13 protein-coding genes are annotated in these 16,932 nt (G+C 72.1%); 5 read left to right on the top strand and 8 right to left on the bottom strand.

The window, feature by feature from the left end:
* Position 1: 1 nt before the first annotated feature.
* Genes LY13_RS10695 through LY13_RS10675 form a run of 5 tightly spaced genes read right to left on the bottom strand, consistent with a single transcriptional unit; the run spans position 2 to position 5,176 of the window.
* A complete protein-coding gene (locus LY13_RS10695) occupies positions 2-790 on the bottom strand; it encodes an MlaE family ABC transporter permease (protein WP_253828186.1) in 789 nt (262 codons plus the stop codon).
* A gap of 42 nt (positions 791-832) precedes the next feature.
* Positions 833-1,630 carry a glucose 1-dehydrogenase gene (locus LY13_RS10690; RefSeq protein ID WP_253828185.1) on the bottom strand — a complete coding sequence of 266 codons (798 nt, stop codon included), beginning with the start codon at positions 1,628-1,630 and terminating at the stop codon, positions 833-835.
* Positions 1,631-1,638: 8 nt separating this feature from the next.
* Positions 1,639-3,153, bottom strand: a complete 1,515-nt coding sequence (locus tag LY13_RS10685) for an aldehyde dehydrogenase family protein (RefSeq protein WP_253828184.1) — start codon at positions 3,151-3,153, stop codon at positions 1,639-1,641.
* A complete protein-coding gene (locus LY13_RS10680) occupies positions 3,150-4,058 on the bottom strand; it encodes a 3-oxoacyl-ACP reductase (RefSeq protein WP_253828251.1) in 909 nt (302 codons plus the stop codon). The genes LY13_RS10685 and LY13_RS10680 overlap by 4 nt, the downstream gene beginning before the upstream one ends.
* A 29-nt stretch (positions 4,059-4,087) precedes the next feature.
* A complete protein-coding gene (locus LY13_RS10675) occupies positions 4,088-5,176 on the bottom strand; it encodes a Zn-dependent alcohol dehydrogenase (protein ID WP_253828183.1) in 1,089 nt (362 codons plus the stop codon).
* Between the two features lie 355 nt (positions 5,177-5,531).
* Here LY13_RS10675 and LY13_RS10670 point away from each other — a divergent pair, with 355 nt between their 5' ends.
* From LY13_RS10670 to LY13_RS10660, 3 genes are all read left to right on the top strand, one after another.
* A complete protein-coding gene (locus LY13_RS10670; protein WP_253828182.1) occupies positions 5,532-6,767 on the top strand; it encodes an acyl-CoA dehydrogenase family protein in 1,236 nt (411 codons plus the stop codon).
* Positions 6,768-6,839: 72 nt separating this feature from the next.
* Positions 6,840-7,970, top strand: coding sequence for an acyl-CoA dehydrogenase family protein (locus LY13_RS10665; RefSeq protein WP_253828181.1), 1,131 nt, complete (start codon positions 6,840-6,842; stop codon positions 7,968-7,970).
* Complete coding sequence (locus tag LY13_RS10660) at positions 7,967-9,658, top strand: AMP-binding protein (protein WP_253828180.1); 1,692 nt, start codon at positions 7,967-7,969, stop codon at positions 9,656-9,658. The genes LY13_RS10665 and LY13_RS10660 overlap by 4 nt, the downstream gene beginning before the upstream one ends.
* Positions 9,659-9,668: 10 nt before the next feature.
* Here the strand turns inward: LY13_RS10660 and LY13_RS10655 are convergent, their stop codons facing one another.
* From LY13_RS10655 to LY13_RS10645, 3 genes are read right to left on the bottom strand one after another with little or no spacing between them, the layout of a single operon-like run.
* A complete protein-coding gene (locus LY13_RS10655) occupies positions 9,669-12,584 on the bottom strand; it encodes a bifunctional acetate--CoA ligase family protein/GNAT family N-acetyltransferase (protein ID WP_253828179.1) in 2,916 nt (971 codons plus the stop codon).
* A 6-nt stretch (positions 12,585-12,590) separates the two neighbouring features.
* Entirely contained in the window at positions 12,591-13,763 is a 1,173-nt protein-coding gene (locus tag LY13_RS10650; RefSeq protein ID WP_253828178.1) for an acetoin utilization protein AcuC, read from the bottom strand.
* 44 nt (positions 13,764-13,807) lie between these two features.
* The gene (locus LY13_RS10645) at positions 13,808-14,755 is read right to left on the bottom strand and encodes a sulfurtransferase (RefSeq protein ID WP_253828177.1); all 948 of its coding nucleotides are present in this window, start codon (positions 14,753-14,755) and stop codon (positions 13,808-13,810) included.
* A 199-nt stretch (positions 14,756-14,954) separates the two neighbouring features.
* Here LY13_RS10645 and LY13_RS10640 point away from each other — a divergent pair, with 199 nt between their 5' ends.
* Entirely contained in the window at positions 14,955-15,647 is a 693-nt protein-coding gene (locus LY13_RS10640) for an iron-dependent transcriptional repressor DtxR (RefSeq protein ID WP_253828176.1), read from the top strand.
* Positions 15,644-16,903 carry a galactokinase gene (gene galK / locus LY13_RS10635; protein WP_253828174.1) on the top strand — a complete coding sequence of 420 codons (1,260 nt, stop codon included), beginning with the start codon at positions 15,644-15,646 and terminating at the stop codon, positions 16,901-16,903. Before LY13_RS10640 ends, galK begins: the two co-directional genes overlap by 4 nt.
* Positions 16,904-16,932 lie beyond the last annotated feature (29 nt).

Here is a 16,932-nt window from a genome sequence, read left to right as displayed (position 1 = left end):
GTCACAACGCCTTCGGCGGAACGATCTGCAGGTACACGGCGGTCAGCACCACGTTGATGAGGAACAACAACAGGAACGTGATCACGACGGCCTGGTTCACCGCATCACCGACACCCTTCGGCCCGCCGGCCGGGTTGAGTCCCCGGAACGCGGCGACCACGCCCGCGAAGAAGCCGTAGATCACGGCTTTGATCTCGCTGATCCACAGGTCCGGCAACTGCGCGAGCGCGTTGAAGCTGGCCAGGTACGCGCCGGGGGTGCCGCCCTGCATGACGACGTTGAAGAAGTAGCCGCCGAGCACGCCGACCACGCTGACCAGGCCGTTGAGCAGGACGGACACCACGATCGCCGCGAGCACCCGCGGCACGATGAGGCGCTGGATCGGGTCGACCCCGAGCACCTCCATCGCATCGATCTCCTCGCGGATCTTGCGGGCGCCGATGTCGGCGCACACGGCGCTGCCGCCCGCACCCGCGACGAGCAGCGCCGTGATCAGCGGGCTGGCCTGTTGCACGATCGCCAGCGCGCTGGCCGCACCGGTGAACGACTGTGCGCCGATCTGCTGCGTCAGCGATCCCAGCTGCAACGCGATGACCGCGCCGAACGGGATCGCGACCAGCGCGGTCGGCAGGATCGTGACGCTGGCGAAGAACCAGCACTGCTGGATCCACTCGCGCCACTGGAACGGCCGCCGCGGGGTCGCGACCAGCACCTGCCACGACAGCGTGGTGAGCCGGCCGACCTGGGCGAACGCAGCGGTGCCCGGGATGGGGCCCGTTCGTGCGGTCATCACACCTCCTGCGTTCGCCTGCCGGCCGGTCCGGCCCGGTCGTCACACCTTCAGCGCGTGGGTCGCGGTCGCACCGCCGTCGGCGACGAACTCGGCCCCGGTGCTGTACGAGCTGTCGTCACTGGCGAGGAACGCGACGAGACCCGCGATCTCCTCGGGTCTGCCGACCCGGCCGAGGGCGACCTTGCCGCCCACCGGGGACAGGTCGGTGTCCTCGCCCGTGAATCTGCGGATCATCGCAGTGTCGATCATGCCCGGGTGCACCGAGTTGACACGAATGCCGTTGCCGCCGAGTTCCAGGGCCGCCACCTTCGTCATGCCGCGGATGGCGAACTTCGTGGCCGTGTAGGCCGCGACGTAGGGCATGCCTGCGAGCCCTTCGACGGACGAGAGGTTGATGATCGAACCACCGCCCGCCGACGTCATGGGTGCCACGACCGCGCGCATACCGAGGAACGTACCGATCTGGTTCACCCGCAGGATCCGCTCGTAGTCGGCCAGCGTGGTGTGTTCCAGCTCCGAGAAGTGCAACAGGCCCGCGTTGTTGACCAGCACGGTCGGCGGGCCGAACTCCTCGGTGACGCGCTCGACCGCCGAGGCCCAGTCCTCTTCGGACGACACGTCGAGCCGCTGGTAGGCGGCCGCACCGTCGCGTTCGGCGCACAGCCCGGCCGCGACCTCCTTGCCTCCGGCGTCCTCGACGTCGGTGACCAGCACGCGCGCGCCCTCGGCGACCAGCCTGCGCGCGAACGCCGCGCCCTGGCCGCCCGCCGCGCCCGTGATCAGCGCGACCTTGCCCGCGAGTCGCACACCACCGCTGAGAGTGTCGGGAGTCGTCATCGGCGCGCTCACATCATCTCGTCGCCGAGGGGCATGAGCACGGTCTTGAGCTCGGTGAACGACTCGATCGACGACTTGCCGCCCTCCCGGCCCAGGCCGGACTGTTTGAAGCCGCCGAACGGCAGGTGCGGTTCGAGCTGGAATCCGTTGACGCACACCGTGCCCGCCCGCACCTTGCGTGCCATGCGGAACGTGCGCTGGGCGTTCGCGCTGAACACGCTGGCGCCGAGACCGTACTCGGTGTCGTTGGCCATCGCGACGGCCTCGTCCTCGTCGTCGAACGGGATCACCGCCAGGACAGGGCCGAAGACCTCCTCCTGCGCGAGGGTGGACGCGTTGTCGACGTCGGCGAAGATCGTCGGTGCGACGAAGTTGCCGTTCGCGTAGTCGCCGTCGAGGCGTTCCCCGCCGGTCACGAGCCGGGCGCCGTCCGCCTTGCCCCGCTCGATGTAGCCGAGGACGCGGTCGAGCTGCTTACCGTTGATCAGGGGTGCCGACATCACGGCGGGGTCGAAGGGGTCACCGTAGCTGACCATGCCCGCCATCCCCTCGGCCGCGGCGATGAACTCGTCGTAGACGCTGCGGTGCACCAGCGCACGGGTGTTGGCGACGCACGCCTGACCGGACAGGCCGAGGGTCACGGCACCGATCGTCGTCGCCGCCGCGAGGCCGACGTCCGCCGCATCGTCGAACACGATCGCCGGGCTCTTCCCGCCGAGCTCGAGCGAGACACGCTTCATCGTCGCCGCCGACGCCTCGACGATCCGGCTGCCCACCCCGCGTGATCCGGTGAAGCTGACCTTGTCGACGTCAGGGTGGGTGATGAGGCGTTCACCGGTCGGGTCACCGGGGCCGGTGACGACGTTGAGCACGCCCGCGGGCACGCCTGCCTCCTCCAGCAGTTCCACCATCCGCAGCACCGTGAACGTGCAGTACTCGGACGGCTTGAGCACCACGGTGCAGCCGGTCGCGAGCGCGGGGGCCACCTTCTGCGCGAACAGCAGGAACGGCGCGTTCCACGGCAGGATCGCCGCGACCACGCCGATCGGCTCGCGGAACGTCATCGCCAGGTGGTCGCCACCCTGGTACGGCGTGAGCGTCTCGCCGCCGAGCTTGTCGACCCAGCCGGCGTGGTGGTCGAACACGTCCGCGGCGACCTCCACCGACACGGCGTAGACGCCCGCGCCGAACCCGACGGGGACGGAGTTGTCCAGCGCCTGCAGCCCGCGCAGCTGCTCGGCGTGCTCGCGCAGCAGCGCTCCACAGCGGCGGAGCACGGCGATCCGCTCCTGCGCGCGGGTGTTCGACCACTCGCCGGAGTCGAACCGCCTGCGTGCCGCGGCGACGGCGGCGTCCACATCGGACGCCGACGCGACGGCGAGCTCGCCGATGTCCTCGCCGGTGGCGGGGTGGCGGTGCGTCCAGGTGGCGCCGTCGGTGGCCCCACCCCATTCGCCGTCGATGTAGAGCAGGCCCGGTTCGAGTCCCACCGTCTCGCGGTGCGGTTGCATGGTCAGCGTCATGGGCGCGTCTCCTGTCCCGGTTGTCCCAGTTCCAGCACGTCGGTCGCGGAGAACATGCGTGCGGGGTCGCGGTCGTCGAAGTGGCCGCCGATACGGTCGGCGAGTTCGCCGACCGTCCAGGCCTCGCCTGCGGTGACGAAGTCCTGTTCGATCGACGGCGGCCTCAGCAGGGCCACGTGGCCGCCGTGCACGACGAACACCTGGCCGTTGATGTGGTCGGCACCCGGTGAGCCGAGGTAGGCCACCAGCGGGGCGACGTGATCGGTCGAGAGCGGGTCGTTGCCGGCAGGGGCTTCGGCGCCGAACGTCTCGGCGGTCATCGCGGTGCGCGCCCGGGGGCAGATCGCGTTGGCGCGCACGCCGTACCGGGCACCTGCCCGCGCGGTCGACACGGTCAGCGCCGCGATGCCCGCCTTCGCCGCGCCGTAGTTCGCCTGCCCGGCCGGACCGGACAGGAACGCCTCCGACGCGGTGTTGACGATCCGGCCGTAAGCCGGGCCGCCGTCGGCTTTGGACACTCCACGCCAGTGCTGCAGCGCGCCCCGGCACAGCAGGAAGTGCCCGCGCAGGTGCACGCGGACCACGGTGTCCCAGTCGTCGTCGGTGAGGTTGAACAGCATCTTGTCGCGTACCAGGCCCGCGTTGTTCACCACGACGTCGAGGCGGCCGAAATGCTCGGACGCCGCGGCGAGCAGTGCGTCGGCCGTGGCGCGCTCGCCGACGTCCCCGGCCACGGCCAGCGCCTTGCCCCCGACCTCCTCGACGGCGGCCGCGGTGGCGCGGGCCGCGTCGTCGGCGACGTCGTTGACGACGACGGCGGCCCCCTGCACCGCGAGTTCGAGCGCTTCGGCGCGGCCCAGCCCCGCACCGGCGCCGGTGACGATCGCGACCCGGCCGTCGAGCACCGCCCCGGCCTGCCGGTCTGCCGGAGCACTCACCCGAAGGTCACCACCTGGCGGATCACGTCGCCGCTGCCTGCCCGCAACGTGTCGAGTCCGGCGTTGAGGTCGTCGAAGGCGATGCGGCGGCTGATCATGCCGTCGAGGTCGAGCATGCCCGCGCGCCAGAACCGGAGCATCGCCGCCGTGTCCCGTTCGACGTGCGCGGAGCCGTAGAGCGAGCCGAGGATCTTCTTGTCGTGCAGGAAGAGCTCCTGCGCGCTGAACTCGACCATCGCATCGGCCTTGCCCGCGCCGACCACCACCACGGACCCGCCACGGCGCACGTGGTCCCAGCCGGAGCGGATCGTCGCGGGGGCGCCGACGACGTCGAAGGCGTGGTCGAATCCCTGCGAGGCCGTCCGCGCGTGCTTGGTCTCCTCCACCCGGTCCGGCGTCACCGCGTGGGTCGCACCGAACCGCGTGGCGACGTCGTGCTTCGCCGTGACCGGGTCGACGGCGACGATCGTGGTGGCGCCCGCGATGCGCAACCCCTGGATGACCGAGATGCCGACACCGCCGCAGCCGTACACGATCGCCGTCGAGCCGGGTTGGACCTTCGCGGTGTTCAGCACCGCGCCGACCCCCGTGAGCACACCGCAGGCGATCAGCGCGGCGGTCTCGAACGGCACGTCGGGATCGACCTTCACGGCGGCGGGCGCGGGAACGACGAGTTCCTCGGCGAACGTGCCGAGACCGGAGAAGCCGAACACCTGCTGCTCCCCGATGCGGAACCGGGCGGTGGTGAACGCCTCGACGACGTGCACGGCACACAGGTTCGGTTCGCCGCGTACGCAGTCCGGGCAGTGCCCGCACGGTGGTACGAACGACATCGTGACGTGGTCGCCGGGCTGCAGGTGATCGACGCCGTCGCCGACGGCCACGACCTCGCCCGCGCCTTCGTGCCCGACGACGCCGGGCGCCATCGCGGGCAGTGTTCCGGTCATCGCGGACAGATCGCTGTGGCAGATGCCCGAGGCACGCACACGTACGCGCACCTCGCCGGGTCCCGGGCCGACGACCGTGACGTCGTCGCGCAGGTCGAGCTTGTCGGTCCCGATCTCGTGCAGAACGGCCGCTCTCACGTACTGCCTCCTCGTTGAAGCGTGCTCGGTGTGCGACGCGGCCGGGAGTGTGTGCTGGCTCACCGCGGCTCACATCGGGACCCGACAATAGAATTTGTTCTCATTCTCCGCAAGGGTCGATACCCGCGGCTCGCATCCGACGCGCCGAGGTCACTACGAACCGTTGAGCGGCGAGAATACAGACAGGACACAGAACAGCCCCGGCTGGACCTGTTCCCTCAAATAGAACCTGTTCTACACTCATGGCCGACAGGGATCGGCGCTGTGGCCGGGCCCGGGTCGGCGAGGACCCGACCCCGCGGGCCGGTGGGGCGGCCGGGTCCTCACTACGTCCAACGGCCCACGGGAGGATCGGATGCGGATCGCGTACGCACCGGAGCACGAGCGGCTCCGCGAGGAGCTGCGCGCGTACTTCGCCACGCTGATGACGCCGGAGCGACGCGACGGACTGCGTACCGCGGGCCACCGGGCCTCCTCCCCCGCCGAGGACGGCAACGACGTCGGAGACGGGAACGGGGGAGAGTACGGCGACGGCGCCGCGTACAAGGAGATCGTTCGCACGCTCGGCGAGGACGGCTGGCTGGCGCTCGGCTGGCCTGAGGAGTACGGCGGGCAGGCCCGGTCGATGCTGGACCAGCTGATCTTCACCGACGAGGCCGCGAGGGCGGGTGTGCCGGTGCCGTTCCTGACGATCAACACCATCGGCCCGACCATCATGCGGTTCGGCACGCCCGAGCAGAAGGAGTACTTCCTGCCGCGCATCGCGAGCGGGCGACTCCACTTCGCCATCGGCTACTCCGAGCCCGAGGCGGGCACCGACCTGGCCGCGTTGCGCACGCGGGCGGTCCGGGACGGTGACGAGTACGTCGTCAACGGCCAGAAGATGTGGACCAGCCTCATCGAGTACGCCGACTACGTGTGGCTCGCCGCGCGGACCGACCCGGACGCCAAGCGTCACAAGGGCATCAGCGTGTTCACGGTGCCGACCTCGGCGGAGGGGTTCTCGTGGACGAAGGTCCACACCGTCGCGGGCCCGGGCACGAGCGCGACCTACTACTCGGACGTGCGGGTGCCCGTCTCCGCCCGGATCGCCGAGGAGAACGCGGGGTGGCCGCTGATCACCAATCAGCTCAACCACGAACGGGTCGCGCTCACCTCCGCGGCGCCGCTCCAGGCGGCGCTGGCCGAGGTGCTGGCGTGGGCACGCGAGAGCACGCGCGCCGACGGCAGCCGCGTCATCGACCAGGCGTGGGTCCGCGCGCATCTGGCGCGAGTGCACGCCCACGCCGACTATCTCAAGCTCCGCAACTGGAAGATCGCCTCCACCGCCGACACCGGCGGGGTCTCGCCCGCGGACGCCTCGGCGACGAAGGTGTTCGGGACCGAGTTCGCCACGGACGCCTACCGCCTGCTGCTCGAGGTCCTCGGTGCGGGCGGTCTGGTCCGGGAGGGCTCACCGGGTGCGGTCCTGCAGGGGCACATCGAACGGGCCCACCGGTCGGCGCTGATCCTCACGTTCGGCGGCGGCACCAACGAGATCCAGCGCGACATCATCGGTTCCACCGCACTCGGACTGCCCGTGACCCGCTGACCGACACCGCCGCCCGAGCACCATCCACATCGGACCATCACGCATCGTGTGCCGCCGACCGAGGAGACGTCGATGGACTTCACCCACACCGAGGCGCAACACGACCTCGCCGCACTGACCCGCCGGATCGCTGCCGACCACCCGCCGACGGCGCCGCACGGGACCGGCGGTTTCGATCGCGATCTGTGGCGAGCACTCGCCTCGGCGGGCGTGCTCGACGCCGCCCTGCCGTCGAACGTCGGCGGCGGCGGGTTCGGCGTGCTGGAACAGTGCGCGATCCTGCACGAACTGGGCCGCGCCGCCGCGCCCGTCCCGTACCTGCCCGCGATCTCCCCGGCGGCCGCGGTGCTCGCCGAGTACGGCGACGGCGAGCTGCTGGAACACTGGCTCGTCCCCGTGGTGCGGGCCGCCGCGGTGCTGACCGCCGCCGTGCCCGACGACGGAGCGCCCACCGGCTTCGCACTGGCCCCGGACGGCGGGCTGACCGGCGAGGCGCAGACCGTGCCCTACGGCGCGTTCGCCGACGGACTGCTGATCCAGGCGGCCACGGCCGACGGCGACGTCCTCGCGCTGGTGGCCGCGGGCGATCCCGGTCTGGAGCTCGCGCCGCAGCAGGTGGTCGACCACGCCGACGCCGCGTTCGTCCGCGCCGCCGGGGTCCGGCCGCGGGCGGTCCTGCCCGCCGACGCGGTGCCGTTCCTCCGCAGGCGTCTCACGCTCGGCGCGTGCGCGCGGCAGCTCGGCGTCGTGGAGCGCGCGCTGGAACTCACGGCCGCCTACGCGGGCGAACGACACCAGTTCGGCACGCCGATCGGCGGGTTCCAGGCCGTGCGGCACCGACTGGCCGACGGCTACATCGACGTCGACGCCGTCCGCCTGTCGCTCTGGCAGGCGGCGTGGCGGCTCTCGACCACCGCGGAGGAGCCACAGGCCGGCCGAGCGGCCCCGATGCGCACGGGCGACGACCGACCGGACGACGGCCACACCCACGACACCGACGTCGATGTCGCGATCGCCACGGCGAAGTACTGGGCCGCCGAGGCCGGTCACCGCGTGGCGCACACGACCGTGCACATCCACGGGGGTGTCGGCATCGACGTCGACCACGACGTGCACCGGTACTTCGTCGCGGCGAAACGCGGCGAGTTCGTGGTCGGCGGTGCGACGGCCCAGCTGCACCGGCTCGGGGAGCTGCTCGCGTGACCGCGGCGCCGACGGTCACCGAGCTGCTGCTGGCCCAGGCAGGCCGCACGGAGCCGGGCCTGAAGACCCACGACGGGACCTGGTCGTGGAGCGAAGTCCTCACCGCGTCCGCAGCACGGGCCGCGGCCCTGCGGGAGCTGCTGAGCGTTCGTTCTTCAGGCACGCGTTCTTCAGGCAGTGGTTCTCCGAGCAGTGCTCCCGTGAGCGGCAACCCGGTGAGCGGTGGCCCGCTCGGCACCGTTCCCGGAGACGGCCCGCCGCACGTCGGCATCCTGGCCGACAACGTCCCCGAGTTCGCGTTCCTGCTCGGCGGGTGCGCCCTGTCCGGCTCGGTGCTCGTCGGCCTGAACCCGACGCGCCGCGGCACCGCGCTGGTGCGGGACGTGCGGGTGTCGGACTGCCGCGTCGTTCTCACCCAGTCCTCGTACCGGCCGCTGCTCGGCGACGACGTCGGCGTTCCCGTGCTCGACCTGGACGGTCCGGAGTGGACGGACCTCGTGGCCCGGCACGCCGCACCACCCGACGACCCGGCCGCCGCCGACCCGGCACCCGTGACCGCCGACGACCTGCTGATGCTGATCTTCACCTCCGGCACGAGCGGCGACCCGAAACCGGTCCGCTGCACGCACGGGAAGATCGCGTTTCCTGGCCGCATGCTCGCCGAACGATTCGGACTCTCGCACTCCGACACCGTGTACGTCCCGATGCCGATGTTCCACTCGAACGCGATCATGGCAGGCTGGGCCGTCGGACTCGCCGCGGGCGCCGCGATCGCGCTGCGCGAACGGTTCTCCGCGAGCGGCTTCCTCCCCGACGTGCGACGGTTCGGGGCGACCTACACCGACTACGTCGGCACTCCCCTGTCGTACGTGCTCGCCACCCCGTGGCGGCCCGACGACGCCGACAACCCGCTGCGCATCGCCTACGGCAACGAGGGCGCCGAGGCCGATCTCGCGGCGTTCGCCGAACGCTTCGGCTGTCACGTGGTCGATGCGTACGGGTCGACCGAGGGCGGCATCGGCTTCGCCAGAACCCCCGACACCCCGGCGGGATCACTGGGCAGACTCACCGACGGGGTACGCATCCTCGACCTCCGCACCGGCGAGCCGTGCCCACCCGCCGAGTTCGGCCCGGACGGGGCGCTCACCAACGCCGACGCCGCCGTCGGCGAGCTCGTCAACCTGGCCGGGCCGGGCTGGTTCGCGGGCTACTACAACGACCCCGACGCGGACGCCGACCGGCTGCGCGACGGCCGATACCACACCGGCGACCTGGCCTACGCCGACGCCGACGGATTCGCCTACTTCGCCGGACGCACGGCCGACTGGGTACGCGTCGACGGCGAGAACCTCGGGACGGCACCGATCGAGCGGATCCTCCTGCGCCACCCCGCCGTCGCCGAGGCGGCGGTGTACGCCGTGCCCGGCCACGTCGGCGACGACGTCATGGCCGCGATCGTGCCCACCGCCGGTGCCGCTCCCGAGCCCGGCGAGTTCGCGGACTTCCTCGACGAACAGGACGACCTCGGCCCGAAACAGCGTCCCCGGTACGTGCGCGTGACGGCCGACCTGCCGAGAACGGCGACGTTCAAGGTGATCAAGCGGCGCCTCGCCGCGGACGGCACGGCGTGCACCGACCCGGTGTGGGAGCGCCACGGCGGCGGCTACCGGCCGATCGACCGCCCCTGACCGGCCGCGCTCAGCCCGCCGGCGCGTTGAGCTGACGCAGCCTCCGTGGTCCGCTGTCGGGCCGGGACGGCGGCGAACCGAGCACGATCCGTGCGTTGGTGACGAACGCGCCCTCCGGGGAGGCGAGCACCGGGTCGAGCATCAGCGACCGCACCTCCGGGTTGTCCTCGCCCAGCGCCGCGACCCGCAACATGAGGTCCTGCAGCGCATCGAGGTCGGCGGGCTCGTCGCCCCGGTACCCGGTGAGCAACGGCGCCGTACGCGGTTCCCGGACCAGCGTCGCGGCGTCCACGTCGGTGAGCGGAACCGCGCGGTACGCGCGATCCCCGAGCAGCGTACTGACCACACCGGACAGTCCGAACGAGACGAGAGTGCCGAACGACGGGTCGTCCTGCAGTCCGATGACACACGAGATCCCCTTCGGCGCCATCCGCTGCACGTAGATCTCCGCCATGCCCGACGCGTCACTCAGGTCGCGGTAGCTCGTGCGCACCGCATGGTCCGAGGCGAGGTCCAGCCGCACCCCCGCCAGGTCCGGTCTCCCCCGCAGCGTGTCGTCGTAGGCCTTCAGTGTCACCGGATAACCGAGCTCGACGGCGACGGCCGCGGCCTCGTCCTCGCTCGAGACCACCCGGAACGGCACGACGTCGATGCCGTAGCACTCGAGCAGCCGCACCAGGTCCGCGTCGGCCAGCCGGACGTCGCGGTCGCCGGAACGTTGCCCCGCGGGATGGCCGCCCGCCGGATGCCCGTCGTCGACCGCATGCCGCACGTCTGCGGGCAGCGCCTCACGGACGAGTCCCTGCGCCCGCTCCGGGTGCACCCCGTCGGGCCGCACGACGGACCCCTGGGGCCGCGCACGCCACTCCGCATACCGGATGACCCTGGCGAGCGCGTTCACCGCACGTTCCGGACTGGGATAACTCGGGATCGAGCCGACCACCGGCTGGCCGTGGTCGCCGAGCGTCGCCAGTTCGGCGGGAACCCCTTCGACGGCGAGGAACGTCGACACGATCGGTGTGTCGACCGCGTCCCGCGCCTGCACCGTCTCCCGCAGTGCCCGCGCGTACCTGGTGCCGGGGGTCGCCACGGGCGGTGCGAACACGGCGACCAGCGCGTCGACGTGCGGGGAGTCGAGCGCGTCACCGACCGCTGCGGCGAACTCCTCCGGCGAGGCCTGCGGCCCGATGTCGACCGGCTCGATGCCGAGTTCGAGCCCGTTCGCCCGCGCCGTGTCCGCCGCGAGCAGGCCGATCGCACTCGAGTTGCCCACGATCCCCACCCGCGCCCCGGCGGGCAGCGGTTGGTGGGCGAACACGAGCGCCGTGTCGAACAGTTGCGCCAGCGAATCCACCCGCACCACACCGGCCTGCTCGAACAGTGCCTGCACGCTGGCCTCGTCGATGTCCGTCGACGTCGCCGCGAGCTGCGGCCGCACCGCGTGCCTGCCCGACTTCACCGCCACGATCGGTTTCGTCCGCGCCAGCCGCCGGGCGAGGCGGGCGAACTTGCGCGGGTTGCCGAACGACTCGAGATACAGCAGCACGACGTCGGTGTTCGGGTCGGTCTCCCAGTACTGCAGCAGGTCGTTGCCGGAGACGTCGGCGCGGTTCCCCGCCGAGACGAACGTCGACAACCCGAGCCCGCGCGACTCGGCGTCCGCGAGGATCGCCGTGCCCAGCGACCCCGACTGACAGAAGAAGCCGGTACGGCCGGGCTTCGGCAACTGCGGCGCGAGCGTCGCGTTGAGCCGCACCCGACGGTCGGTGTTGAGCACGCCGAGCGCGTTCGGCCCGACGACCCGCATCCCGTGGGCCCGCGCCTCCCCCACGAGCTGCAACTCGGAGTGCAACCCGTGCGGGCCCGCCTCCGCGAACCCGGCGGAGACGATGACCAGCGTCTTCACGCCCTTCACCAGCGCCCCGTCGAGCACCGCCTCGACCTGGTCGGCGGGCACCGCGACGACCGCCAGGTCCACGGGGTCCGGGATGTCCAGCACCGACTTGTACGCCCGGACCCCGCGCACCGACCCGTGCTCGGCGTTGACGGGGAAGACCGGCCCGGAGAAGTCGGCGCCCAGCAGATTGGTCAGGACCGCGTACCCGATCTTCGTCGGATCGGTCGACGCGCCGATCACGGCCACCGACCGCGGATGCAACAGGTTGTGCACGCTGCGCGCCTCGGCGGCCTGTTCCCGGGCGCGCGCCACCTCGAGCGAGTCCTCCGTGGGATCGATGTCGAACTCGAGGTGCACGACACCTTCCTCGAAGGCGCGGCTGACCTGGTACCCGGCGTCGCGGAACACCCGCACCATCGCCGAGTTCTCGGCCAGGACCTCCGCCACGAACCGCCGCAACCCCGACTCGCGCGCCGCGGCGGCGAGGTGTTCCAGCAGGATCGAACCCAGTCCCCGGCCCTGGTGCGCGTCGTCGACCACGAACGCCACCTCGGCCGACTCGCTGTCGAGCCCCTCGTACCGCCCGACCGCCACGGCGTCGTCGCCGAGCAGCGCGATGAACGCGACCCGGCTGCGGTGATCCACGGTCGTGAACCGCTTGAGGTCCCGCGCCGGGATCCGCGGGTAGGCACCGAAGTAGCGCAGGTACCGGGTGCGCTCGGAGAGCCTGCTGTGCAGCGCCACGACCCGATCGGCGTCGCTCGGCACGATGGGACGCATGTGCACGGTGCCGCCGTCGGACAGGACGACGTCGGCCTCCCACTCGTGCGGGTAGTCGAACGGGTCAGGCTCCGGTTCCCCGCCCTCTCCCGCGGCGCCGTTCCCGGCCGCCGCAGCACCGCTGTCACCGGTGTGGGTGGCACCGGTGCCCGTGGCTCCGGTGTCGGTGGCGCCCTCCGCGCCCGGTCCGTCCGGTCCGTCCGGGCGCGGGTTCTCGCCGGTACCGGAGGAATGCTGCTGCTCGGCCATGGCGGTTCAGTCCCTCGGATCGTCCGGGTCCAGTCCGTGCAACGGGAACACGGCACGTCGGGTGTCGCGGATCGCCGCGTCCACGGCGTCGTCGAAGCCGTCGCCCCACGCGGAGAACCCCACGTCGGCGCCGTCGGACATGGTCGGCGGCAACTCGGCCGACGGCGCCACACCGCGGACCATGTCGGTCCACTCCGCAGGCAGCGGGGTGCCCGGGGCGACGTCGTGGTCGAGCACCGTCGCGATCAGATGCGTCCACGACCGGGGAACCACCCGCAACAGCTGGTAGCCCCCACCGCCGACGGCGAGCCACCGGCCCTCGGCGTACGCGTCGGCCAGCCGGCGCAACTCGCGGTAGATCGCCCTGTGCCCGTCGACGGTGAGCGACAGGTCCGCGAGCGGGTCCTCGCCGTGCGAATCGACCCCGCACTGCGTGACGAGGATCTGCGGGCGGAACGTCTCGAGCAGGGACGGCACCACGGCGTGGAACGCGCGCAGCCACCCCGCGTCACCGGTGTTCGGCGGCAGCGGCACGTTGACGGCACGCCCCGCCGCCTCCTCGGCCCCGATCTCACCCGAATAGCCGGTGCCCGGGAACAGCGTGAACGGATGCTGGTGCAACGAGATCGTCAGCACGCGAGGATCACCGAGGAACGTGGCCTGCACCCCGTCACCGTGGTGCACGTCCGTGTCCACGTACGCGATGCGGTCGTAGCCCTGCTCCAGCAGCCACGAGATCGCGACGGAACAGTCGTTGTAGACGCAGAACCCGGCGGCACGGTCCTGCATGGCGTGGTGGTGACCGCCCGCGATGCTCACCGCCCGCCGCGCCCTGCCCTCGGCGAGGCACCGGGCGCCCAGCAGGGTCGACCCGACGACGAGGGAAGCCGCGTCGTGCATGTCGGTGAAGACCGGGTTGTCGTCGGTCCCGAGGCCGTGGCCGACGTCCCAGCCCGCCATCGGCGCCTGCTGCACCGCCTCGAGGTACTCCGCCGAATGTGCGCGGTACAGCTCCTTGACCCCTGCGGGCTCGGGCGACAGCAACGGCACGTCGTCGAGCACGCCGAGCGCCGTCGCGAGCCGCATCGTCAGGTGCAGCCGCACCGGGTTGAACGGATGCTGGTCACCCATGTCGTAGGCCAGCAGCGCGGGGTCCCAGACGACGGCGGAGGGAGACATGCCCAGAGCCTAACTGCCCGCGGCGCCGAGTCCACTGGTCACGATCACCCCGGGTCGTCACCCGTCGCGGCGGGCCGGTCCGGGTCCGCCGACCAGTGGGACCACGATCCGGCGTACAGCGCGGCCGGAGTGTCGCGGCCCGCGCGTTCGAGGGCGAGCACCACGGAACTGGCGGTGACACCCGAACCGCAGTACACGCCGACCCCGGCGCCGCCGGGCCCCTGACCGGCTTCGCGCCCGGGGGCATCGCTCCCGGGGACATCGACGTCGACCCCGACGCGAGCGAAGTGTTCCCGCAGCTGTTCCGGGGAGCGCCAGCGCCCGTCGGACCCGACGTGCGCTGCGAACGGGGCGTTGCGGGCACCCGGGACGTGTCCGCCGCGCGGATCGACCGGCTCGTGGTCGCCGGTGTAGCGCTCGCGGGCACGCGCGTCGAGCAGCACGCCGTCCCGTGCCAGCGCCGCCGCCCCGTCGGCGTCGAGCACGGGCAGGTGGCCCGGCTCGACGGTGATGTCGCCCTGCTGCGGGTCGGGGATCTCGGCCGTCACGGGCCTGCCTTCGGCCCGCCAGGCGGCGAACCCACCGTCCAGCACCGCGACCCGCTGGTGACCGGCCCAGCGCAACAGCCACCATGCACGCGCCGCGACGGACGAATCGGCGTCGTCGTACGCGACCACCGGGCGGTCGCCGCGCACCCCGGCGCCGCGCAGCACGCGCTGCAGGTCGGCGGGTTCCGGCAGCGGATGCCTGCCCGCGGATCCCGGAACGCCCGCGAGGTCGGTGTCGACATCGAGGAACACGGCTCCGGGCAGGTGGCCGTCGCGGTACGACTCCACCCCGGGTGGCCCCAGGAGCCGCCATCGCACGTCGAGCACGACCGGGCGCCGATCGACCGGTCCGGCGAGCGCGTCCGCGAGGTCAGCGGTGGTCACCACCGGACCGAACGGCGCGGGCTGTGCAGCTGACTGCGGTTCGGGGATGGTTTCGGGCATCGGTGACGTTCCTTACCTCGAGAGCGGTGCCGGGGTCCGGTGAGGCGGACGCGAGGGCGTCCGCCACTCCGAACGGGCTGTTCATCGCCTCGCCGGTCGGTGATTACCACACCACCGGTGCCGGACGACGGCACGTGACGGCCGACCGCGGCGTCGGGGGCGAGGACTACCATGAGTTCGGCGAACAAAGGGGACAGGCGTGAACGATCTCATCGACACCACAGAGATGTACTTGCGCACCATCTTCGAGCTCGAAGAGGAAGGTGTCACCCCGCTGCGCGCGAGGATCGCGGAGCGGCTGGAGCAGAGCGGTCCGACGGTGAGCCAGACGGTGGCGCGCATGGAGCGCGACGGCCTGGTCGTCGTCGCGGACGACCGGCACCTGCAGCTGACGGAGCACGGGCGTGAGCTCGCCATCGCCGTGATGCGCAAGCACCGGCTGGCCGAGCGCCTGCTGGTCGACGTCATCGGCCTGGAGTGGGAACACGTCCACAGCGAGGCGTGCCGCTGGGAGCACGTGATGAGCGAGGCCGTGGAGCGCAAGCTCGTCACGCTGTTGAACCAGCCGACCACCTCGCCGTACGGCAACCCGATCCCGGGCCTGGACAAGCTCGGTGACGGCGGTGAGCCGGCCCCGCCCGCCGAGTCCGACCTCGTGCGGCTCGACGACGTGGCACGGTCGGGCGGCGGCAAGGTGGAGATCCGCCGTATCGCCGAGCACGTGCAGAGTGACGAGACGCTCATGGCGCAGCTCAAGGCGGTCGGCATCGTGCCGGGCCGGACGGTCCACGTCGGCAAGAACGCGGGCACCTCGGTGGAGGTGTCCGACGACGCGGCCTCCGGCACCGTGAACACGACCGTGCTGCACGCCGTCCTGGCTCAGACCCGGTGACGGCCCCGGATCAGGCGACGACGGCGAGCCCCGCCGACACCGCCGACGACGCGTTCCGTTCCGTCCACGGTCGTGCGCCGGCAGGCGTGTGGTCGGCCCCCGGCCGGGTGAACCTCATCGGGGAGCACACCGACTACAACGACGGGTTCGTGCTGCCGTTCGCGCTCCCCCACCGTCTCGCCGCCGCGGCCGCACCCCGTGAGGACGGCAAGCTGACCTTCGCCACGGTCGGCTCGGACGGCCGGGTCCATGCCGAGGCACCCGTGGCGGTGGCCGACCTGCAGCCCGGTACGCCGGACGGGTGGTCCGGTTACCCGGCGGGCGTGGCCTGGGTGCTGCGCGAGGCCGGTGCCCGCGGCGCCGGCACGGGTAACGACGGCGCGGCCGGCACGACCGACGCGGGCGGATGGAGCGTCGACCAGGGTGCCGACCTCGTGATCGCGGGTGACGTACCGACCGGTGCCGGCCTGTCGTCGTCGGCCGCGATCGAGTGCGCCACGGCGATGGCGCTGCTCGGCCTCGCGGGCGAGCACGACCAGGACGCGTCCCGGCGTGCCGAGATCGCACGCTGGGCTCAGCGCGCCGAGAACGAGTTCGTCGGCGTCCCGACCGGCTCGCTCGACCAGACCGCGTCGATGTGCTGCGTCGACGGCCACGTGTTGTTCCTCGACTGCCGGTCCGGCGAGACCGAGCAGGTGCCGTTCAACGCCACGGGCGCGGGCCTGTCGGTGTTGGTGATCGACACGCAGGTCAAGCACTCGCTGGGCGGGTCCGAGTACGGCGACCGGCGCGACGGCACCGAGAAGGCCGCGCGCCTGCTGGGCCTGCCGGCCCTGCGCGACGTCACTCCGGACACCCTGGCCGACGCCCTCGACCGGCTGCCTGCGGACCTCGCCCCGCTCGTGCGGCACATCGTCACGGAGAACGCGCGGGTGCTCGAAGCGTCCCGGTACCTGCGGGACGGGCGGATCGCCGACATCGGCCCCGTGCTCGACGCCTCGCACGTGAGTATGCGTGACGACTACCGCATCTCGTGTCCCGAGCTCGACCTCGCCGTCGACACGGCCCGCACCGCGGGCGCGCTCGGCTCCCGGATGACGGGCGGCGGGTTCGGCGGCTCGGCGATCGCGTTGGTCCGCGAGAACGACCGGCACGCCGTCGAGTCCGCCGTGACCACGGCGTTCGACGCCGCCGGGTACCGCAGGCCGCGCATGTTCGTCGCCGTTCCCTCCGCCGGGGCGGGCCGCGACCGGTGAGCACCTCGCCGCAGGGCCACCCGAGGACT

Source organism: Prauserella aidingensis (assembly GCF_024171865.1).
Taxonomy (GTDB): Bacteria; Actinomycetota; Actinomycetes; order Mycobacteriales; family Pseudonocardiaceae; genus Prauserella; species Prauserella aidingensis.
The sequence above is the reverse complement of the archived record's forward strand: the minus strand, read 5'-3'. Positions and strand labels throughout refer to the sequence as shown.

Coding starts and splice junctions, on each gene's coding strand:
- LY13_RS10695 (WP_253828186.1), bottom strand. CDS start 790: ATGACCGCACGAACGGGCCCCATCCCGGGCACCGCTGCGTTCGCCCAG.
- LY13_RS10690 (WP_253828185.1), bottom strand. CDS start 1,630: ATGACGACTCCCGACACTCTCAGCGGTGGTGTGCGACTCGCGGGCAAG.
- LY13_RS10685 (WP_253828184.1), bottom strand. CDS start 3,153: ATGACGCTGACCATGCAACCGCACCGCGAGACGGTGGGACTCGAACCG.
- LY13_RS10670 (WP_253828182.1), top strand. CDS start 5,532: ATGCGGATCGCGTACGCACCGGAGCACGAGCGGCTCCGCGAGGAGCTG.
- LY13_RS10665 (WP_253828181.1), top strand. CDS start 6,840: ATGGACTTCACCCACACCGAGGCGCAACACGACCTCGCCGCACTGACC.
- LY13_RS10655 (WP_253828179.1), bottom strand. CDS start 12,584: ATGGCCGAGCAGCAGCATTCCTCCGGTACCGGCGAGAACCCGCGCCCG.
- LY13_RS10650 (WP_253828178.1), bottom strand. CDS start 13,763: ATGTCTCCCTCCGCCGTCGTCTGGGACCCCGCGCTGCTGGCCTACGAC.
- LY13_RS10645 (WP_253828177.1), bottom strand. CDS start 14,755: ATGCCCGAAACCATCCCCGAACCGCAGTCAGCTGCACAGCCCGCGCCG.